Here is a 22,265-nt window from a genome sequence, read left to right as displayed (position 1 = left end):
TTAACCCTACCCTTTCGAAATAAATACTTTTTCATTTAGTTTTACAGCTTTGAGATAGGCTTCATTAGAATCAACCCCTGTTGTTAATACATAACCCACTCTATCCCACGAACTTTTTATTTCTCTAATAATCTCACCCGGCTTTAAATACATACTCCATTCTAAAATACCGGAATCCTTTAAAAGGAAGTCATCGATTTCCCCATTCCAGACTCCTCTTATTTTTGGATCTAAAAAATAAATACATGTACCCTTATTATGTTTTTTTGGAAATAGATTCTTCACCCTTTTTTTGGAAAGAATTTCAATGAACTCTTTATAGGGATTAAAACCATAAGAATGTTCAATCAACTTGAAAATCATATCTCCAGGAGGTCGTCCTGCCACTTCAATTATCTTAGGGCCGTCTCTTGTAATCATTATCTCAAAATGTAAGATTCCATTTTCAAATTTAAAACTCTTAACCAGTTTCTCAACATAATCTAGTATTTTTTGATTTGTACTTTCTTCTATTCTAGCTGGAATAATATGTGCAAGTTCGACTGAATATCTTCCTTCAGAGACTATTTTCTCGGTGTTGTTCACAAATAGTATTTCTCCATTTTTCACAAATACTTCTGAACTAATTTCAACACCTTCCATATAATCCTCAACTAGGTATTCCCACTCCATTATTCTACTTGCATTTTGGTTTTTCTCAATTAAGTTAGTGACCTCTTTCCAAGCTTTAGGTATTTCTTCTCTTTTATGAATCTTAATAACACCTAGACTCGCTTGGCGATTTGCAGGTTTTAAAACAATTGGTTTAACATCGAAAAATTTTTCTATATCACTTCTACTATTGACTTTTTTATATCTAGGTTGCTTAATTATATTTTTATTGCAATGATTTCTTAACATGATTTTATTTGTTAAGAAATGTTCAACACCATCTCCGGCGAAAGGCAGCCCTAATTCTTTTGCTATGTCATTAGTAGCTGTAACAGCATATTCAAGACCTGGAATTATTGAGTCGAAATCCATTCTTTTTAACTTGTCTACTATTTTTAAGTAATTCTTTGATTGTTGATATTCAGAAAATATCACTTCTTTTAAACATCTGAAATTTTTATTTTGTAATTTTTTATTAACATATAATTCCTCTTCCTCTAATACAATAATATCGAATTTGAAATCACTTTCAGATATGCTCTTAAGTAATGAAGCGTTGTATCCAATCATTAAAACTTTCATATATCATCTTCTCCTTCTTCAGGTACTTTTATATTTATACTAATTTACTATTTTTTATAAGTTTATAAAATAGTAAAGTAGAAATACTGCCTAAAACCGCATATATAAGAGACATGCTTATTGATGAAATATAACCACCTAGAGTAATAGAAAAAGAAGCAATGATTAATGCAAACCGGAAGTGAAGACTATAAACTGCCATATATTGTGTTCTTGAATTTTCATCTACAAGAATAGATAAAAAGGTTTGTTTAATTGGAACATAAAGCATTTCTCCAATTGTAAATATAAAAGTTGCAATTATTAATACCCATATACTATTACTAACTCCAACTACCATATATCCCAAAGTAAATATTATTGCACCTATACATAATCTCTTAACATCATCAAATTTCCTCGAAATTCTTTCAACTAAAAATGCTAAAGAAATTACTAAGAAGGTATTTTCAGCTCGCAATAGTCCATACATCTCTATTCCTGAAATTTCGAAAAAACCGAAGAGATTCTGTTTTGGAAATTCTGAAGTTAAACGTACGGATATGTAATTTGCTAATTGCAACTCTATACTCATTAAAAGTAAGGAAGCGATTACAAATACAAGAAAAATTTTATCTGAAAGTACTTTTTTATAACTCTTTGCCATCAAAAACAAATTTACCTTATGTATTTTGACGTTACTATCGATTGGTTTAGTTTCCATAATGAAAAATAGATAAATAAAGAAAATTATCATCGTACTTATACCTGATGCAATAAGGACTTCGAAGAAATATTCGTTATAGAAAAAAGCACCCATAATTGAACCTATTCCAAATGAAAAATTAACAACCCAGTAACTAATGCTATATACATATTTTCTTATTTCCGGAGTACTTACATCTATCAGCATAGCGTCCGCTGCTGGAGTCGCACTATATACCACAATGTTATGAATCACATACAATATGTACGTTATGAATGGTAGGATAAACCAACTAGAATTCACAATCGCCATGGAAATAAATACAATGGAATTGATAAATTCTGCAATAAGTAATACTCGTCTTCTCCCTTTTAAATCTGAGTAATATCCCCCATAAAAACTTGATAAAATACCCATCGAAATTGCAAATATCATTAGAATTCCGGCAATTTTTAATCCAAAATGGTTTGTTAAATAAATTGCCATAAAAGGAATAATCATATTATTGAATATTTTTTGGACAAAATCTACTGCTATCCTTATTCGAATATTTATATGTAAATCTCTGAATTTCATAACCCCATCATTCCACTCCTTTATATTGTGATTTTTATAAAATCACACTTAATCTAAGGAATTTTTATGCGCTAGAGATATTCTTTCAATGAATCACTATTCATTTGAAATTCCTTTTTCCTTTCACAGTATTATTGCATTAATTCTAATTTACCTCCTATTTCACGAGATAATTAATCTAACATTTCCAACTATAGCATCAATCGACCTTTTTTGCTATTGTTTTCCATTATTAACAATATTATATAGTATTTTGATAGACTTTAATTTTCATTAATTCAAATTATTATCGAAGGCTATTGAACTGTACGTAATGGGTGTAGCCCTTTTAAAATTATTTTAGCTACAGAAGTACTTTTTATATTGTATTTTTACAGATAATAAATTGCACCACTCCAAGCAAAATCCTTTCTTATACCGGAAAGTGTTTATCTTTTTAATGATTAAAAGAATTCCTCCACTTCGCTCTTATATTGGAAGCAACAAACAAATTACTCTGCATCTCTAACTATGTATGCTTGCCCTTTACACTGTTTCCTAACTTTCTTCTCAAACCATATGTCCAGAACATAATAGAGGTATAAATTGGAAATAATGTGTAACACGCCAAGGTCTCTGACTCCAGAGAGATTTTATCTTTCTGGCCTTTAACGGAGGATAAAATGTAGCTTTCTGCTGCTGGAAAGGCATCAGCCCTCCTGATTTACTATCAATCCCTTCAACCATTTGGCTTTCGGGCGCCACATAACTGTCTACGCTTAAAGGATGATTGCCCCATTATCCTTCCAAGATTCGCTACGAGTGAATGGATAGTTCTTTCTCGACAAATGCTTACCTATTGCCAACTTGTACGGCCGAGCCTAGGTTGTATCATATAGCGGGTGGGATTCCCATATGTTATCTCCAGCTTTTCCCCTGCTCCACACGGAACGTGACAGTTTCTCGTCATTCCGCGTTTCATCTAACGATTTGTACTAGAGTATAAGTTCCTTGTTCCCCTTAGTTAAATATAGTTCCCAAATTATTCCTGAAAAGAGCTCACACTGTGGAAATCCCACATTCTTACCCGATCGGCGCGATGAACGTTTGGAACATAATCATTCCATCCCGTTAGAATTGAGGCTGTTTCTGTTTCTGTTTCTCCATCTCCATTACAGAGGTTTTTATACCACTCACCCCCTCACTGGATGGTACACAAATTTCTTTATGTTCAAACTTTAGATCCTTACCTTTGAAAGTTAGTCAGTTCCCTTATATAGGAACTATTCTCACCATATCTAGTTTTTCAGCCATGCGGTCTATCCTTCGGCATACCTTTTCCATAAGAATGGCTTCAGCCTTCGTTCAACCGAATCTACCTGTACCTCACACCTCATGACGCGTGCAGGAGTATTGATGGGATAGTTTCAGGAAACATGGCTTCATGATTCCTATCCTCCGTTGTAAAGTTGAAATCAATAACCAGTCTTATTAGTCTGTTTTCATGTATGCTCATTAACATCACCTCTTGATTGAAATTGATAAGCCATATGAATCAAAATTTAAATTAATAATTGATTTAAATTTAGTGTGATTTAATACTTTTTCAACAAAAGGAATTAAATCTTTTTTAAATTTCTCCTCATTAATATCATGCGCAATTACTAAACTTCCTTCATTCATCATTGGATACGCTGCATCCAATACATCCAAATATTCACTTTTACCATCTTGCATTGTAACAATATCAATATACAATAAGTCTATTTTTTCCGAAGTATCCTTAAGCCAGTCAATTGCATCCGCTTCGAATAATTTAACATCTTGGGCATTGATTTTCGAGAAATTGTTTTTTGTAATTTTAGTTGCTTCAGGAGAAATATCTAGTCCATAAATTCTAACAGGGTTAGGTGAATCCCCCATAATGTATGTCCTGTATAGGTTCCTGCACCAACCATTACTTCAGTACTGTAACCGATATTGAGTAAAAGCCGCGACATAATCTTTGTAATACTGGTTTTTGATATAATAAAATTCTCTTGAAGAATTTTATGTAATTCATAAAATTAGTCTGCGTCAAAACTTTCGGGTCCTCAAACTCCCTTTTGACAAAGATGAGCATTTATCTTTGTCATTGCAAAATCAAATTGTTCAAATTTCCTGATTTCTGAAAACTCCATTATGTAATCGTCCCTTTTAAGATGTTAGTTCCTTATCCAGATCCATACAGGAACAAAAGACAAATTTAAATAGGGTATATAAGAAATTAATTTCACCAATTTCTATACGATTGCCAATGGAACGGTATCGAACGCGGAATTGATGATTCCACTAAACTTCAGCGATTACTAGATGAAGTCTATGCCCTTAAACGTAGGGTATTAGAATTAGAAAATATAAATAGCGAGTTAAAATTTAAACTTGGGGAAATGCCATTCTAAATGACTAAATACAAATGAGAACCACCTAAAGTATAATGGGTGGCTCTCGTTTGTCCTATAGTGGCTCTATTTTTTGTCTCTAGTGGCTTTAAAACATGTCCGAGGTGGCTCTTTCAGATGGCAATATTCACTCGTTCCTTCTGCACTTTTAATCGTATTTGCCGCCGTATCAAATCTAAATTAATCCCGTTCACTTTTAGTTTCTTTTGAACACTAGCTAGACCTTCCTTCTGCCCTGACACTTCAAAATCTAGTGTAGTAATACTATCTTCCATCGACAATCGGCTAGACTGTTCCATTCTAAAATTTCGGCTTTCATGTTTCGCATAATAACCCGCGACCAACTGAATATCCTCATTCGAAAAACCTTCTCCTTTTTTCACCCGCCTGAACGCATCCATCCACTTCACTGACTCCACATGTTTCAGTTCCAACACAAAACATTTATACAGAACCCTATACTGAATATGATTCACTTACCATTCCTCCCTCTCCTTTTTTTCAGCTAAACGAGGACTCACCATTTCCGTCTAGTGACGGAAGCCCTCGGTGCTTATCTGGAACCAGCAATTACACCACCCCTACCCTCTATTACATTTCGAATAACGTTCCATTCATCCACACCCCAAACAGATCCCTTATCATCCCGATAAAAAACCAATCCTTATTCCACACCCAAATACACATACCCTTCATCTTCAAGATATTTTTTCACAACTTCCATTAGCAATGAGCAACCATACTTTTTCGAAAAAAAAAGACTCCTATATACAGGAAGTCCTCGTTCGCATTTCTATACTTTTAACGTTCGTACTCATCCAACATCCGATCAAATTCTTCCAAGTTCTTGTCCTTTTGAAAATCATGATACGTTTTCCGCAACCGATAATTCAAATTCTGCAACGCACTATTCACTTCCCCGTTTTGCATTTTTCTGGACTGCCGATTAGTCGCCGAATAACCATTTCGATTGATTCCCTGTTTCGATTGTTGGAACAGGGAAGCATCTTCCTTTTTCTTATAGACTTTCATTTCAACAAGTACAGCATTCCCCATTCGTTTTTTCAAATCATCCAACTTTGTCTGCTGATAGTTTTTATAGTTGCTTCCTTCCCCATACAGTTCTTTCATTACTTGCACTTCGTCATCTAGTAATAAATACAATTCCTTCATTTCTTTCTTGTAATACGTTTCCAAATATACTTCAACTATTTGATCAATATGAGGTCTTGCTTCATTAAAAGACTGATAACCGTACTGCCACTGGCGACGATCATCAGGAAGATTATCTATAGCTTTCCTAAACAAACGCCGCGTTTTTCGATATGATGAAAGATCAACCCCTTTATTCTTCTTATGAGCAACACTTCCCCGAATCAGGTTCGTCGTTTGGTTCCGTTCTTCGGTCCGATCCATAATTAAGTTCGCAACCTTCGACTTCATTTTATCAAGCGATCCTTGTTTCCTTTTCGCCCGAACCTGTTCCTCCCATTGCCCCGTTTCTTTATTAAGTACCTTCTTCTTTTCGCGAGAAGGGTACGGTTCAACAGTCGCAATATGAACATGAATGTTGTCCGTATTGTAATGAATGGCCGCTGTCCACACAGCCGATTTGTCCATTCTTTCCGCTTTCAACATTTCCTCTACAGCTTCACGTACTATATCTTTTAACTTCGTTTCATCCAATTGTCTTGTTTCAAAAATATAAAGCCCATTCTTTTCAAGCCATGCATTATCAAAACTAATTACATCCTGCCACATCGGGGAACCGTTTTTTTTTGCCACTTCAAATTTCTTTTTTATCTCGTTTTTTCCTTCTTCGTTCAATTGATTCTTATCACGGGTAAACAAAGCACCTTGCTTTTCATCATCCCCCATGTAATCCAAATACGAATGGAATATCGAAAAATCCTCCGTCGCATTGGCATCTCGACTAACAACGATTTCTTGTTTCACTTTTGCGTCATCACGATCAATATAACTAACGTAATCATTGAATCCTTTCGAACTTGGCATCACAAACTTGCTTTTCAAAACAACACCTGGAGTACTACCCATTCGTTAATCCCCTTCTTATTCACCACTTTTCATTCGTTTATTCTCCCAATCAATTTTCTTTTGTCGATTATGACCGATACGTTTCTTAATCAATTCTTCGGCCTCGATTACTTGTACCGTCTTATGTTTGTCAGTTGAACCTAAAGCCTTTGCGTTATTCACAACAAAATAGTGATTCCAAAACTCTAATCCCATTTGAACGTTTCGGTCAATCACATTCGATGCAACCCGCACCCTATTTAAACCTTCTAGTACACCAGCCAACTTGTCGTCGAATTTCTTTTCCAACAACATATCCAACGAATCTATCAACACTTTATGTTCTTCCGTCCGATTCTCAAATAGTTGTTTAACCGCATATTCAATGACGGCTGCATTCGACATGTTTTCTTCCTTGGAGTAATCCTGTATTTTCCCAATCGTCTTTTTGGACAACCGATAATATCGGCCAACTTTATTCTCTTCGTCATTCATTATCGCGATCACTACCCAAACCAACAATTGCTAATCTTTCATTCACTTCCTCTTCATCCACATCCATTAGTAACAACACGATTGCTTCAAAACGTTCAATCTTTTTATACAAATTTATTTGAGCTTCCAGAAACTCTTCCATAACCTTCGTATTTTCTTTCCACAGTTTTTCAAATTCATTTCGTTCTTCTTTAAACACATCATATTGAGCGAATTTATCAAGATGCCTTTTCAAAAATTCATTTCGTGATAGGCCTTTCTTCTTTGCTTCCTGATCAATCTTTTTCACAGATACTACATCTACATCTCGCACTTTGATATCCATTAGTCAGCACACTCCTTTTCATTCGTTTCCAACTCAATCATCCTCACTAGTACTTTTTCGATATTTCCTACACGGCCTACTAAATTCTTTTGTGTTTCCCCGAACGCATGCAACATTCGTGTATTCATTTCAAAAGATTCTTTGTACAGGATTCGTTCTTCATTGTGCATATCAACCAAAGCAAACTTGTCTATATACACTTTCAATAATTCATTCCGTGACAACCTTTTTTTCTTTGCTTCTTGGTCTATTTTACTCACCGCAACGATATCCAGATTTCTTATCAACACATCCACTAAACAACCAACACCTTTCAATAATTTAACAACGGACAACCAACAGACGAGATCAAACGACAATGATTGAAAATATCCCAAGACCCTAGGGATATTGAATGAAGAGCATAAGGGGAAAGTGCCCCCAACGATGTTGTGGGGTTAGGCAGAGCCTAACTTTCCGACGCTATCGCTAATTTCAAGGGAAATATACATTTGATATACATCCAAAACCGTATTTCTGACCTCAAAAACCCCAAAAATCGACCCTCCCATCATCACCTCGAATGTCCCAATCTTCACCGTTTCCTACCCTCTTAATCTTCATTCTCCTGTTCTTCTCTATCATCACTTCCTACTTCACCAGTTCCTTCTTTCCCTGTTTCCATATCACCTTTTTCCAATGCACTGGAGTGAATATCATCTAATTTTTTTAGTAGCATTTTCCGCTTATCTCTCAATTCATTGGCTATCTTTTGATAGTTTTCTTGTTGCTCTTTTTCATTGAGTATCGCCGTTTTTTTGTTCGCTATTTGTCGTCCCACTTCTAGTTTTCCTGCTTCCGTTTTATAGTTCATCTCTTTCTCAAGCGTTTTAATTTCGGCTTGAATAGATAAAACAATGTCATCTTGTAACGGGATTTGCTCTTTTTCCAACAGGTGAATTTTCTTTACAACCTGTCCAATTTCAATTTCAATTTGTTCTTTTTGATAATCCAGTTCCCCTTTTATTCCTAGTATATTGTTCGTTTTCACTTTTCGATAATCACCTACAATCACCTTCTCTTTCGGCTTCGGCAACTCTATTTTCACTTCCTCTCCATTTTGATCAACTGAACCAGTTACACCCAACATTTTATTTTTCACTTCACTTTCGAGTACCTTTTCATCTCGAATTTCTTTTACAAACACTCCGACTACTCGATATTTTTTCGGTACATCTTTAATTTGAACAACCACATTATTTTCATTTTGATAGACTACTTTCACCGGATATTCTACCAACGTTTTTTGTTCTTTTGCCGTGAAAGAAAATGTTGGATTCACGTTATCCGTACCTGTATGTTTGGTTTCGAGTAAAACTTCCATCAATTGTTTTTCAGGGTTGTACTCCCACTTTTTCAACACAAGTTTCGTCTGATCTAGCCCAGGGATTTCTTTATAAAATGGTGTTTGATTGACTGAATTATCGTCATACATCCACAACTTCGACGTAAAAAAAACAAAACAACAGGCAATCAGAAAACCAATCAATCCTGTATAAAATTTGTTTTCGAAGCCTTTATTAATCTTTAACTTCACAATTTCCCCACTCCTTTTACCAGTATTATGATTCACTCGCACCCGCAAGTATCGGCGTTAAGTACAGCATGGGATCAACCGTTTGTCCATTCACATAGACTTCGAAATGCAAATGCGGCCCCGTAGAATTACCTGTTGAACCGACCCGACCTAAGTAACTTCCGGCATTCACTTGTGTTCCAACTGGAACTCCTTTTTCTATCATGTGTGCATATAATGTTTGAACACCACCGCCATGATCGATGACAACATGATTTCCCCAACCACCTGCATGATTCTGTGATTTTGTCACGACACCAGCAGCATAGGAAACGATTGGTTTACCGTTTACATTCCCCCCCGCAATGTCTACACCTGCATGTAATCGTGATTGCCACACGCCATTTACTTTGATTGTTCGGAAGCCATATACAGACGTAATCGTTTTTGTAGAGGGAACTGGCCATGCTTTATCCCCGACAATTAACACATCGCCACCTTGTTCACAGTTCATCGTGAGTCCGCCCAATTCCTCTGCAATGGAAGTAACATTCGGAACCCAATGCCCATTCAATCCGTTAGGGTCATTTCCTGCACCAACAGGAGCATAGACACTTCCTAAATCTTCAATGGTCACCAATCCATCCTTAATAATTCGGTTATGAAGGGTATTCGCCATCCCCCGTAACCCCTCTTCAAGTGTGTCAAACACATACAATTCTCTACTACCCGTAGCAGGATTCATTAGCCCGCCTGGATTATTTTTATTCACTATGGCATTCGATGTACCGTAACCAGTTTCATGAATCGCAATCGCCGCAAAGAGAACTGGATCAATCCCTTTTTCACTCGATAGCTGAATAATCATGTCTTTTGTTCCCGCAAGTTTACCCGCACCCGCTAACGTAGAATCCATTAAGTCGTGGTTCACTTCCCCCGTCACGGAACAATAGGAGCCTCCACCATTTACAGTTTGCGAAGCCGAACCTCCCGCGATTCCAACTATCAACAACACCACTATCATGACCAGCACGATAATCCCAAAACCTGAAATACCAATCAGCCCACCGAGCCACAGAACGATTTTCCGTTGTACCATTTTCTTTGCCATTGCAATCAAATTATTCACGTTTCAAACAACGCCTTTGCAACCCAACGCTTATTTGAATCTTGTACAAGGGTTATATAATACAAGCCTGTCTTCTCTTTAATTGTGTGTTCCCCATCCGATAGATTCCATGTTGCCATAACACCAAACTTCATTTCCATTTCATTTTCGGCTTCCGTTGGGTAAACACTCAAATCCTTCACCACCCTCATTAACCCATCCGAATAAGGCGGTATATCTTTCATCAAGTCATCAAAAAAAGACGTAGTGGCGTATGGCTCCCACTCCGTCTTATCCATCACTTCTTCCAACCGCAAGCGAACAATTTGTTTTGCAGTTTCCTTCCCCTCTTCAAACGCCTTATCTCCAAACGCTTGAACATAGTCATTCATGAAATCCGTCTCTTCTATTTTCGAAAGTGTATTCGAATCTGTTTCCCCCGCTACTTCATTCGAATCAGCCTCGCTATCGTTCATACCACTCGAAGATTTATCACCCTCAAAATCTGAATCCACTAAATCTAGTGTAATCGTTTCCGTAAAGGCAGCCTTACCAAATCCATTATCACCTTCAAAGCCTTCCGGCGCTTGTTCATTCGTCCCAAAATACATTTTTATGCTGACAAACACAATTGTCGCAGCAACAACTACCAATAACACAAATTTCGTCATCGTTGCACAATCCACATTACATACCTCCCCTGAACATAGCTAATTCTTCATCGGATGCTTCCACACTAAACATCAAATTTCCAACCCCGTTAATAGACAACAAACAATCTCCTTGTTGAAATTGGGGTATTTGCGCCAACTCACTTTCACTCGTTTGCCCTTCGAAAATCATACGCATGGCATCTAACGTATTCGAGTCTTGTTGCATAATAAACTTGTATTGAGTTAACTCAAACAACGTCCGAATCTTCGTCACGACTTCCGTATCAGCATGATCAGGTACAAAATCTCGAATGGATTGACTGGCAAGAATTAACCCACCGAAATACTTCCTTGCTTCTCTCGAAAAGTCTGTTAGAAAACTAACGGCCAACATATTTTCGGAATTAACCAAGCGGTGCGCTTCATCTATAATGACTAAAAACCGTGCCACATCATCTTCATTAAAGGCTTTATCTTCATAAATCCCCTTCATTTGTGGCGCGCCAATTTGAATCAAGTTATCCCAAATAAGCGTCAACGCATTAAACATTTGCGCATTGAACACATTTTTTGCCAGCCTTGTTAAATTTCGAATCGAAAAGAAAATGACCTGTTCATTCGTAAATTCTGGCAACGTCGTATGACCGTTAAACAAATGCGAATAACTATGCACCAGGTTATCCAGAACCAACTCAATTTTCTCTAACCGATTCGCCCTCGCTATTGAAAGTTCAGTTCGGATAATTCGTTTTTTGGGTTTTTCATACAACTCATGCTGTACAAACGAAAGAAAATCACTGAATATCGGATACGCATCGTTCGCCAAATTCGTTACACCAGTTGTTTGAATCCGTTCTGTAAAGCCTAACGACTCATAGAAAGACCGCAATACTTTTTTAAACTCTTCTAACTCTTCCGTCGCCGGATCATTTGCTAGGAACTCGTAAAACGTAGCGACTTTGGATAAATGTTGCATGAAACTTAACTCTTCACTTTTCGTATCTTCCCCGTCTTGTAACCGATAAATTTGAAGTGGATTAATAATGCCTTGGCTACCATCTAAGCTAATATTTTGTCCATTTAGTTCATGAACGAGTGTCTCAAATTCACCTGTCACATCAAACCCTCGTATGAAATTCCCCCGACACGCATTGTCCATCATTAACTTTTTTAACAATGTCGATTTCCCTGCACCCATCGTCCCAACGACAACCGCGTTATAGAACCGCCTTTTTTTATCCCGATGAAACATATCAAACAACACATTCCCGCCAGTAAACGTTGCCCCTAAATAACTTCCATTCTTATCATTCAACTCCGAAAAGTGATACGGCAATCCCGCTGCTAGTGTGAGGGCAGGCAACCCTTTCCCCTCACGTTTATTAGGCATTTTCTGCTGTTCTTCATAGGACGCAAACAACGACTGCCATTCCCAACCCGTTTCATTTAAGAATATGCCCCCTTTATATCCAAACGAATTCAAATCAGATTCGACTGTTTGCACTTTTCTTTCCAATTCAATCAATGTTGGCGCATGAACAAATAAACGGATTTCAATCATTTTAACGACTTCGCCCATTTGCGATATTTCTTGATATAAACCTTCCAATTCCCGATGACTATTTTGTGCGTCCATTTTTTCCGATTCTTGTTTCGCACTCGAATAGCGTACTTGCTGTTCGAGCATGCTTTTGTTAATGGCGCTCACCGCTTCATCTTTTTTCATCGTCGCCACGTCTTGAACAGCGATTACATCACGCATCGACATAATCTTTTCTAACCATAATTCATTTGCCGAACTCGGATAATCCCAAATATGGATACACCCTTCATACCCATCCCCTTTTTGAATGTACTTGTCTTTAAAATTAACGCCCCCTTGCGGTTGGATAGCAGCCAAGAAAGCAGGGTCACCTTTTGTTCGTATACCCTTCCTTTCATTTTGAGCCCCTTTTTTCGTCCCTTTAATTTTCCCGAGAAAATTCATCTAATTTCTTCCCCCTTATAACTTCGAATTTTGGTTCGCAAGCATAAATAGCACATCTTGTTTCTTATCAATCGACAAACTTTCTAACGGAAAGGACTGTCGCATACCTCGGAGGGATTGATTTTTTTCTTCTTCCAATTGTTGCGGTGTATCTGCATATACAAACATAAAAAACTCACGATTCGTCCGTTCTCTCTCCAAGAAATTTAATTCGAATAACTTTCGTTCAATAAAGCGAATACGTAACGAATCCGTCGTTTTTTCTTTTTTCTTTGACCAATAATTCTTCTGCTTTTCCGTATTTGATGGGAAATTCAACGCTACTGTTTTGTACGACGACGCATAGCTCCGATAAAACCGCGCCTGTGACAACAACAAAAATTGCATATCATCATCATTTAACGAATATAAATCCTTCGTTGTAATTTGAAAAATATCCATCACACCTGTTTTGAGCGTAATACACTCTTCTTCAATTTGAACGAAAGGAAGAATATGCGATGTTTGCCGCAAAACCCTTTCCTTTTTTTGTGTTTTCGTAGGTGCTGATTTTTTCTTTGCAGCCCCTTTTAACTTTTTTAAGAGCGGAACCTTATCAATCAACCCCACTTTTTCTTCCTTTTCCTCCGAATACGTAGGTACGATTATCGGTTTCAATTCTTCTGTTTCTCCGTGCTTATCTAAATCCAAATTCACCGTTCATCCCCCTCTCGCTCCTCGTTCTCCCCAAACATATATTCATTCATGATTTTTTGGGTATCCATAGCGTGGTACGTCTGTTTATCCTGTTTGAAATACAAATAAATCGACATATAATTTTTTAATCTTGGATTATTTCGGGAAGGCATCACAATCCAAAATAAAGTTGAACCCACAACAACAAAATATGGAATCATAAACACGCCATGTACCATATCTTTCAACATCGTAAACACAAGAAAGAAGCTAATGAGTAAAATCACTAGCTCCTTCATTTCCAATCCAACAATTTTCGGCTTAGCCTTTATTTCTTTCGGAATTTCATACCTCATTCATCGTCATCCCCCGTTTTTCTGACTGTATCTCGCACCAACGGATTATTTACTTTAGTCGGATCTTGTTTCTCGAATCGTTTTCCAAGACGGCGCATATTTTGTCCTAATGAAAATCCACTATTTCCGGCACGATTCACCGTTTCTTTTAATTGTTTCACAGACTTCCTCGCTCCAAGAACTGTGTTTGTATGCACCACTTCTTTATGACCAAAACGCGCTTTTTCTCCTGGAGTGAATGTCCCCGAATTAGTTTCAGTTCTTGCACCATTTTGAACAACTCCTTGCCCACCTTGTCGTTGACCACCACTATCCGATTTAGGCGCTCCTGAACCCATACCACCATTGAAGGTTTCTTGTGGGCCTTGAGGACTCGCTTGTTTCGTTACAGACCCCGAAGAACCTGTACGACTACCAAGGCCCTCTGTCTGCACTGGCATACTAGAAATCTCTTGTCGTGGTCCCGTATGTTGCACTTGTCCCATTGATTGTTGCGATCCATTAACAGTATCCTTCACATTCCCCCTTGCTTTACCACGGCTTGCGAGTTTCGAACCAATCGCAGCCCCGCCAGTCACCGCCGCTATCGTTGCTAATTGACCCTTCGACACATTCATCTTCCTAGCTTGTTGCAACGTTTCTTGTGAACCTTGAAGACGTTGAGGACTTGCTTGTTTAACTACAGGCGCTGAAGAACCTGTTTGGGCATTATGACTACCCGCAATTATCGGGGTTTGTTCAGACATTCTCATCACTTCGGCTTGTTGACCTGAACCTGCTTGAGCCCTAGTACCCGAACCCGGCGAAACTCCGCTTTCAGGAACCTGCCCTACATCTTGCCTATCAGCATTTCCACCCAATAGCCCGGCTGTTGCATCCGCTGCTTCAATAGGTAGCCCTTGAGCCGATGTTTGCATTCCGTCTGGCATACTAGCGACATTTTGCCGCTCATTTCCACCGTTACCTCCAAGTTTTGAACCAACCGCCGCACCAACCGCAGCCCCACCAGTCACCGCCGCTATCGTTGCTAATTGACCCTTCGACACATTCATCTTCCTAGCTTGTCGCAACGCTTCTAGTGTTCCTTTTAATCGTGGAGGATTCGCTTGTTTCATTACATGCCCTCGCGAATCCCCTGCGGAAGATTCGGCATTTTTATTAGGTCTTACACTTTCACTATCCGCACTTAAAAGATTTGTATCACTCGAAGGAATCACTTTGCCATCATTATCTCTCAACGGTACTAGGTCAGCTCGGTTACTCCCATCATCTTCCTGTGTCAGACCACTTGACATATTTTCATCCATTCCTCGATTTTGATCCTCATCCTTATCTCCAGCATCCACTTTACCAGGCATATCCTTCACTGGCGTTCTCGGTCCCTGTCCTCCTGCTAATTCCCCTGGTGTTTCACTCCGCATCCCTTCAACAGCTCGTTTCGCAAAATTCGCTCCCCCAGCAGCCGCACCAATTCCACCTTTCCCAACATCCAATGCTTTTTTCCCAATGCCTAAAGCACCATTCCCAACAGCTCCCGCAGTTTTGACACCCGCATATGCACCCATTGCAGCTTGCCACCCACTACGCAATCCCGCATCAATACCTAACATTCGTTGCACAATATCAGGCGCATCAATTAACGCCCAAGCCCCCGCAATTAACAGGATTAGAACTCCAATTGACCCAATATCCGTTTTCAATCCATTCGCCCACGTACTAAACAGGATGAACATTTGCAACAGCAGCATCATAATGAACATCACGGCGAACGTATTCATAATTTCAACCATCACTTTTTTCGTTCGTTGCCCACCTGTCAAATCACTGGCCGCAATAAACATGCCGAAAAGTTGGTGAAACGCCAAATCAAAAATCGCGCGACCAATTTTTATAATGGTAATGCCTAATGCAATGGTGGTAACAAATAATGAAAAAAGTAGTGAAAACCAGTTAACGTGGTATCTATAATATGTTTCACGACCAATTTTCGTCATACTAATCGCATTTTTTTCTAACGGTTCAATATAGTACCCATCACCTATTCCTGTAGAAACAGTCTCATTTTTCAAAACTTCTTTTGCATCATCACTTAACCCTTTTACCCAATCTTCCGTCGTCCAACTAAACCAACCTTCATCTTCATGAAAATCCAACTTTTGTGTAAACGGAACATGTAAAGCCGATTTTTCTGTCAGCCGATTAGCATATGTAAAATCGGTTGTTCCAATTGAACTTGATTCTTTACTTGCCGGTCTTGGCGGTAAACTTTCACTCCCTCTTCCCTCGGCAAACTGAAAATCGTTCTCGGCATAATATAGAACGTCCGCAACATTACTTTTTACCATATTTCCCGCTAATGTCGTTTTATCGGGATTCAACGCATGAACACCAACGTTTAGCACTTTCCCCATATTCGTCATTAAATCGGGAATCACAACGATAAAACAAACCGCCATGATAACATTCAGCAACACTTCGTTTCGTTTCTCAATTTTATTCATCATAATTTGAAAACCAAGTACAAAAAGGGCAATAAAAAACACGCCCCATATAATTGGACGTGCAACTTGCATAAACTCTCCCATTGCACCTGTCGAATAAAAATCATTCAACGTAATTATCTTCATCACAATATCTTCCAGAAAGTTGTTTAGCCAACTTAATAAATAGACTAATCCTCCCCCAATGGCACGGAATAAATCTTGCCACAAAAAGCCGTCATTCACATGCAATATATAATCTAGTAACTTGTGCTGTTCAACAATTTCCTGTTCGTCCAAAGTGTTTCACCCCTTTCTTTTTAAAGAAAAACAAAAAAACCTACACGATATGGTAGATTTTTTCTTTTCCCTTGTTTTTAATAACGAACAGATATATCAACTGTTTTCTTCTGCAAAAAAAACAAATTCAAAAACGCAAAAAGATGAGCCATTAACAATACAGCCATACTCGCAAATTCAAAACTCAAAAACATATCCCACAACTCTGGAACGACAAATCGTAACATCAACTCAATCGACATAACCATCCCAAGTAGCATATACACACTAAACGCAAATGCTTTTCGTTTTCGGTACAATTCATCCCGTTTTTTCAATTCTGTAATCATATTCTTCTGAATACGACTAAACAACTCTCCCGGATCGCCACCGTGTTCATATTTAATTACCAAGTTTTGGTGAAATTGATTTAACGTAGGAAAATCATATTTTCCGAAGTGGCCGGTTTGTAAAACTGCATCATTCCGCATACCTTGAATACTTTTCTCTACATCTTTTTGAATTGAAGTATGAAGTGTTTCTTTCACGTTCTCTAACGCATGTAGTACATTCTCTCCGGTTTTCAAATAAAACGACATATTCGTCACATACTTCAATAGTTCATTCAATTGAAATTGATAGGTTTTCAATCGTAGATTCTTATACGAAAACACGAAAAAGAAAAACAGTGCTCCTACAATCCCAACACAAACGCTAACCAATGGATTTTTTGAAGCCACATAAAAAAACAAGTAATTTACAATAAACCAGCCAATCATATAAAACAGGATTTCCCACCCTCTAAAAAGAGTCAGTAATTCTTTCCGAGTTTGTGTATTCACAGCGATTCCTCCTTGCTGTTATTCTGTTTAAACACATCCGACAACAAATGATACAATTGTTTATCCTTTAAATTTTCAAGTGACTGCTCCGATAACGGTTCAAAAAACTCTTTGGACACATACGTATTCGTCGCTTCTTCATACATATTTAAATGTCGATACAAATAAACACCTTCTGCACCTTTCTTAGTAAAGTCTGTATATTCGACAATTTCTTTAATTCTTCTAACTCTCTTGCCATCTTCCATAAACGAATGTAAATGAATCCCGAAACGTAAGAACTCAACGATTTCATTTCCTATCAGTTGATCGTCAATTATTGCGTAAGCTGATGATTGACGAATCATTGGAATAAAACGGGAGGGAATATTCATAGCACCTTTAGCGTGAAGGGTAGTAATAATAGCGTGATCAGTTTTCGCACTATCCAACACGTCCGCTGCTTCCACTCCACGTGTTTCTGCAATAATAGCCCAGTCCGGGTTATTTCGTAATCCCGCTTGTACAGCAGCAGACATAGTAAATAGACCCAGAATCGTCTGCCAACTATTTATATCTTTTTCTGGAAAGATCGATTTTATATGGCTATCCCTTGTATCCTCGATCAAAGTAATTTTAGAGTCATCAGGTATAAAACTGACAAGTAATTTTTGGAACTCCGTTTTCCCTACTCCTGTACGCCCACTTATAATGACATTACTTTCGGAAAGTATAAGAACTTTTAACAAACCCTCTACTTCATCACCTTTACCTATCGTAAACTCTGCAATCGAGGAAACAACCAACCTCGGTCGTGACACCCTAATAGCAAATGTCATCCCATCAGGACTAATTGCCTCATGCATCGCATTTAACCGCAAAAAACCGATTTCCGTGTTTAGTTCAGGTTCACTATTTGTAAATGTTTTCTTTTGAGCATCTGCAATCTGTTTAATTAGACGCTTTACGTCTTCTATCGAAGGCTGTTTGTCTGCTGGGTAACGACCTTTTTCATTATGTTGCAACCGTAACGACGTTCCATTAAAGCTAATATCCGTAATCTCTTCATCTTTCAAATAGTCTCCGATAAAACTTTTCTGCAAAGTATCTTGAATTCTATTTTCTTGTTCTTTCATAAGTTTTGATTTCCCCTTTCACCTATTGGTGACCTACTTTTACATCTTGTAATTGTTTCAATAGAATTCCCAAATTATTAATATCCTCATTCGATAATGCAAGGCCTTTCCCTACTCTCTCCTTACCAGGTGACCACCAGCGAATATCATATTTCTGTTCTTTCCTATACCAGCTAACTAAATTAAATTCGAGCGTCCACCCTGTTTCCGCCGTTCTTAACACAGCGATTTCCTTAACAACCTCAAACTCCCGTCGCATCCACCTTCCTCCCTCCTTTCTCCATCACACCAATTAGCTTTATGGCATAACATTCAACGCACCCGTAAGATCACCCATAAAGAACATAAAAACTACCCCCGCAAATCCACCCGTTAGAAACAATGCAATGAGAATCGGAATCATCCCGAAATTATCCATCGCTCCCATCTTACTCACAATCAAATCATCAATCTTGTTCTCTTGTAAATTTTGAATATAGAGATCCAACTCCTGCAATGCTTCTTTTTTCACGCCAAACTCACTAAACTGATAAATCATATCCATAATCATATAAGCTTCACTTGAACTGATATATTCCGCAAATGTCAAATAATCGTTCCGCTTATTCCCATCTTCAATTTTCAAGACCAATTTTTCTAACTCGCTTTTTAACGGTTCAGAAGTATACGTAACAGACTGTTTCAGCGTCTGATACACGTTGCCTGACGACGACAACAACGCCATAAAACTTTGAAGGAATTCAGGGAATAGAAAAGCGTTCATCAAGTCCATTTTCCTTCGACTCATCATTAGATTGAAGTACGCATATTTATAGCCAACAAAAAAAGCTACTGGTGTAGCAATATACAACAAATTCTTCCCTGTCATCAGAATAATTATTAAGAAGAGAAACGTTATTATCACACCAAAAATCAAACGTGAGAGAGTAAAACTCTTTTTTTCTCTTTTAAAATAACTCAAATACCCTTCTAATTGTTGTTCTTTCCACAACTCTGCAAGCATCTTACGAATCCCCCTCCATTATTTCTTTTTTCAATCTATCTACTTCATTTACACCCTCTTCTACTGACTGTTCATTCTTCAATTCTTCTAAAGCCGCTTCACGTTGAACGACTCGAATCATGTTGATTTTATCCATCCACTCCCTTAACACCAAATCTGGCATGAATTGTTCAATATTCGAATACACCTGGCTTCTAATAAAATTAATAGGAGCGTCGGTTTCATAGGTCAAGTAACTCAATAAATGAAGGAATGTCCACTGTTGAAAGTCCTCATTATATTTCTCAATCAAGTCCTCCGTTTTTATTCCCTTCCTTAACGCCTTGAATAATTTAGCGAACTGTTCGTTCCCCATTACAGATGCCATTCGCTGATACTGATCCTTTTCACTTTTCGACGTAAACACCATTTCTGTCATATTAAGATCATGATATTGTGTGGACATTAACGGTAAAGATAAAATAGATTTCGAGTTGTCGAAGTCATCCGCTAAATATTCCCACCTAAACTTATGTGATGTCACATCACGGTTAAATATTGGTTTCGGAATGATTTTTCTTCGCTTGTTATCTTGTCTCTTATTTGCACGGACAACAACGGACTGCCCTTCTTTTAACTGCATCAACTCATCAGGCATAAGAAGCGGTCGTTCCTTCACAGATTCATTATGTGACTTATCGGTTGATAACAACTTTCCACTTCGGCTCACATCTGTAATCGTTCTGCTCCCAATCAAAGCGGAATATTGTTCAGCAGTCGCTTTGTCCTTCGTCAAGATATAAATCTGATTTGAGCAGTTACCGATAATCGTATCGGAATCATCTCCATATGAAGCTTTCAATTGCGAGTACGCTTGAACAATTAAATGGAACCGGAAACCACGTCCCGCACCAACGGTAACCATGCCCGCCATCCCATGAATCGTCGGCATATTTCCAAACTCATCTAATAGAAAATGAACGTGTCTATTCATTTTTCCACTCGGACTCATGGTCGCCTTTTCCGCATTAACTCGATACAACTGACTCACAAAGATACTAGCGAGAACGTGATTCGATGAATCGAAGTCTGGCGTTACCATGAATACAACAATGGGCTTCTCCCCAAACCCTATATCCGTTAGTTTCATACTGTTATAACTTGTCAACTTCGCATTTGGCTCTAACGTGAAAATCTGTAACTTATCCATCGCAGTGGAGAATATACTCGCCCTTGTATTCCCCGCAGCAAAGTTCGACGTCGCATACATCATTCGAGCCGGATTGTTTTCATCCCTTGCTTTGAAAAACAAATCAAGTGCATTATCTCCCGTTTCTTCATCATTATCGCTACCAAATGTAGATAGAAAGTTCGCGACCGAATACATATTGATTTTTTCTTCTTTCCCCATCGCTATCGCATCTTCGGTCATGGCTAAAATTATCGCGTTTACTAACGACTTTGCCGAGTTCGACCAAAATGGGTCCTTTGCATTTGGGTCATTATACAAACTAAACGCCACACTATTCGCATACTGTTGTGCCAAACTTGTATTGCCTGTTTTCCATGCATCTACCACCAATTGCAATGGATTAAAACCCATTCCCATATGCTGCTGAATCAGATTAAAGACATGCACTTCATACCCACGTTCAATCAATTTATCGTAACTGCTAGCCGTAAGTTCCCCCTTCGGATCATTGATAACCAAAGACGGTTTATTCTTTGCACGGCTTAGCACATCTATCATTGGGATAACCCACGTTTCCCCTTTACCCGAGCGAGTTATACCGATAAGCATTGTATGAATCGGCCCTTCATCAATCATGAGTTGATAGGGTTTCCATTTCTCTTGTAATCCTGCAATAATCACGCCCCCATCCCCGTCATATTCATTTTTAGTAGCAGGGATAATCTTATATTGCTTCTTCAACTCTTTTACTTTTTCAAATTCACTCGTACCATGTTGCCCTTTATTCAAATCGACAAAGTTCATCCGCATATTAAAAATGAACTTCACTAGTCCAATCCCGACAACAATGTAAAATCCGATGTAATAGCCAATCAACGCGGCTTGGTATACAAATACACTTCTCCAATCTAAACTAAACGTCGCGTTATCCGCATTAGCCGAAAATTGTTGTACCGTAGATATGATCGCTTGCAAGAATGCTAACAACAAATTTGCTACAAAGAACATTGCTAGGAGATATAACAGCGTAAAGACAACTAATATTTTCGGTTCAGACAATCTCTCTAAAAATTTCTGGTTGGACATCTACCCTTCTCCTTTCCAAACATTTTTCGCCATCAAAAAAGAACACATTTCCAAGACAAAAACGCTTGAATCGTGTTCTTCTTCATATATATTTTCTTTCGCATTCTCTTTCACTAAAATTCCCACAAACAGCGTGAAAACTGTCATCAAGCAAAATAGGACTAGTATCATGTTTGTCACAATC

21 protein-coding genes are annotated in these 22,265 nt (G+C 38.1%); all 21 read right to left on the bottom strand.

Annotated features, from left to right (window positions below):
• Positions 1 to 6: 6 nt before the first annotated feature.
• The 21 genes from H7992_RS05120 to H7992_RS05020 all read right to left on the bottom strand — a co-directional run bounded on the left by H7992_RS05120 (position 7) and on the right by H7992_RS05020 (position 22,261).
• On the bottom strand, positions 7 to 1,233 hold the full coding sequence (locus H7992_RS05120; RefSeq protein WP_187046839.1) for an ATP-grasp domain-containing protein: 1,227 nt from the start codon (positions 1,231 to 1,233) through the stop codon (positions 7 to 9).
• 34 nt (positions 1,234 to 1,267) lie between these two features.
• A complete protein-coding gene (locus H7992_RS05115) occupies positions 1,268 to 2,494 on the bottom strand; it encodes an MFS transporter (protein ID WP_187046838.1) in 1,227 nt (408 codons plus the stop codon).
• Positions 2,495 to 3,994: 1,500 nt separating this feature from the next.
• Positions 3,995 to 4,396 carry an O-methyltransferase gene (locus tag H7992_RS05110; RefSeq protein WP_187046837.1) on the bottom strand — a complete coding sequence of 134 codons (402 nt, stop codon included), beginning with the start codon at positions 4,394 to 4,396 and terminating at the stop codon, positions 3,995 to 3,997.
• Positions 4,397 to 5,027: 631 nt separating this feature from the next.
• Positions 5,028 to 5,390 (bottom strand): hypothetical protein, encoded by a 363-nt coding sequence (locus tag H7992_RS05105; protein ID WP_187046836.1) that lies wholly within the window; start codon positions 5,388 to 5,390, stop codon positions 5,028 to 5,030.
• A 325-nt stretch (positions 5,391 to 5,715) separates the two neighbouring features.
• On the bottom strand, positions 5,716 to 6,972 hold the full coding sequence (mobP2, locus tag H7992_RS05100; protein WP_187046835.1) for a MobP2 family relaxase: 1,257 nt from the start codon (positions 6,970 to 6,972) through the stop codon (positions 5,716 to 5,718).
• 15 nt (positions 6,973 to 6,987) lie between these two features.
• Positions 6,988 to 7,446: a hypothetical protein gene (locus tag H7992_RS05095; RefSeq protein ID WP_187046834.1), complete on the bottom strand. Its 459-nt coding sequence runs from the start codon at positions 7,444 to 7,446 to the stop codon at positions 6,988 to 6,990.
• Entirely contained in the window at positions 7,439 to 7,771 is a 333-nt protein-coding gene (locus tag H7992_RS05090) for a hypothetical protein (protein WP_187046833.1), read from the bottom strand. Before H7992_RS05090 ends, H7992_RS05095 begins: the two co-directional genes overlap by 8 nt.
• Positions 7,771 to 8,148 (bottom strand): hypothetical protein, encoded by a 378-nt coding sequence (locus H7992_RS05085; protein WP_187046832.1) that lies wholly within the window; start codon positions 8,146 to 8,148, stop codon positions 7,771 to 7,773. The genes H7992_RS05090 and H7992_RS05085 overlap by 1 nt, the downstream gene beginning before the upstream one ends.
• A gap of 215 nt (positions 8,149 to 8,363) precedes the next feature.
• Positions 8,364 to 9,347 carry a hypothetical protein gene (locus H7992_RS05080; RefSeq protein ID WP_187046831.1) on the bottom strand — a complete coding sequence of 328 codons (984 nt, stop codon included), beginning with the start codon at positions 9,345 to 9,347 and terminating at the stop codon, positions 8,364 to 8,366.
• A 25-nt stretch (positions 9,348 to 9,372) separates the two neighbouring features.
• A complete protein-coding gene (locus tag H7992_RS05075; protein WP_255428596.1) occupies positions 9,373 to 10,455 on the bottom strand; it encodes a peptidoglycan DD-metalloendopeptidase family protein in 1,083 nt (360 codons plus the stop codon).
• Positions 10,452 to 11,120 (bottom strand): hypothetical protein, encoded by a 669-nt coding sequence (locus H7992_RS05070; protein WP_187046830.1) that lies wholly within the window; start codon positions 11,118 to 11,120, stop codon positions 10,452 to 10,454. Before H7992_RS05070 ends, H7992_RS05075 begins: the two co-directional genes overlap by 4 nt.
• Position 11,121: 1 nt before the next feature.
• Complete coding sequence (locus H7992_RS05065; RefSeq protein WP_222618003.1) at positions 11,122 to 13,074, bottom strand: VirB4 family type IV secretion system protein; 1,953 nt, start codon at positions 13,072 to 13,074, stop codon at positions 11,122 to 11,124.
• 15 nt (positions 13,075 to 13,089) lie between these two features.
• The gene (locus H7992_RS05060) at positions 13,090 to 13,770 is read right to left on the bottom strand and encodes a TraC-like domain-containing protein (RefSeq protein WP_255428595.1); all 681 of its coding nucleotides are present in this window, start codon (positions 13,768 to 13,770) and stop codon (positions 13,090 to 13,092) included.
• Positions 13,767 to 14,105: a DUF5592 family protein gene (locus H7992_RS05055; RefSeq protein WP_187046829.1), complete on the bottom strand. Its 339-nt coding sequence runs from the start codon at positions 14,103 to 14,105 to the stop codon at positions 13,767 to 13,769. Before H7992_RS05055 ends, H7992_RS05060 begins: the two co-directional genes overlap by 4 nt.
• Entirely contained in the window at positions 14,102 to 16,885 is a 2,784-nt protein-coding gene (locus H7992_RS05050) for a pLS20_p028 family conjugation system transmembrane protein (protein ID WP_187046828.1), read from the bottom strand. The genes H7992_RS05055 and H7992_RS05050 overlap by 4 nt, the downstream gene beginning before the upstream one ends.
• Positions 16,886 to 16,962: 77 nt before the next feature.
• Positions 16,963 to 17,706: a hypothetical protein gene (locus H7992_RS05045; protein ID WP_187046827.1), complete on the bottom strand. Its 744-nt coding sequence runs from the start codon at positions 17,704 to 17,706 to the stop codon at positions 16,963 to 16,965.
• The gene (locus tag H7992_RS05040; protein ID WP_187046826.1) at positions 17,703 to 18,821 is read right to left on the bottom strand and encodes an ATPase, T2SS/T4P/T4SS family; all 1,119 of its coding nucleotides are present in this window, start codon (positions 18,819 to 18,821) and stop codon (positions 17,703 to 17,705) included. The genes H7992_RS05045 and H7992_RS05040 overlap by 4 nt, the downstream gene beginning before the upstream one ends.
• Positions 18,822 to 18,843: 22 nt before the next feature.
• Complete coding sequence (locus H7992_RS05035) at positions 18,844 to 19,080, bottom strand: YdbC family protein (RefSeq protein ID WP_187046825.1); 237 nt, start codon at positions 19,078 to 19,080, stop codon at positions 18,844 to 18,846.
• Between the two features lie 39 nt (positions 19,081 to 19,119).
• Complete coding sequence (locus H7992_RS05030; RefSeq protein ID WP_187046824.1) at positions 19,120 to 19,824, bottom strand: flagellar assembly protein FlaJ; 705 nt, start codon at positions 19,822 to 19,824, stop codon at positions 19,120 to 19,122.
• Position 19,825: 1 nt separating this feature from the next.
• Entirely contained in the window at positions 19,826 to 22,081 is a 2,256-nt protein-coding gene (locus tag H7992_RS05025) for a VirD4-like conjugal transfer protein, CD1115 family (protein ID WP_187046823.1), read from the bottom strand.
• Positions 22,082 to 22,261: a hypothetical protein gene (locus H7992_RS05020; RefSeq protein WP_187046822.1), complete on the bottom strand. Its 180-nt coding sequence runs from the start codon at positions 22,259 to 22,261 to the stop codon at positions 22,082 to 22,084.
• Between the last annotated feature and the right edge of the window lie 4 nt (positions 22,262 to 22,265).

Source organism: Sporosarcina sp. resist, from assembly GCF_014302295.1.
Lineage (GTDB): Bacteria > Bacillota > Bacilli > Bacillales_A > Planococcaceae > Sporosarcina > Sporosarcina psychrophila.
The sequence above is the reverse complement of the archived record's forward strand: the minus strand, read 5'-3'. Positions and strand labels throughout refer to the sequence as shown.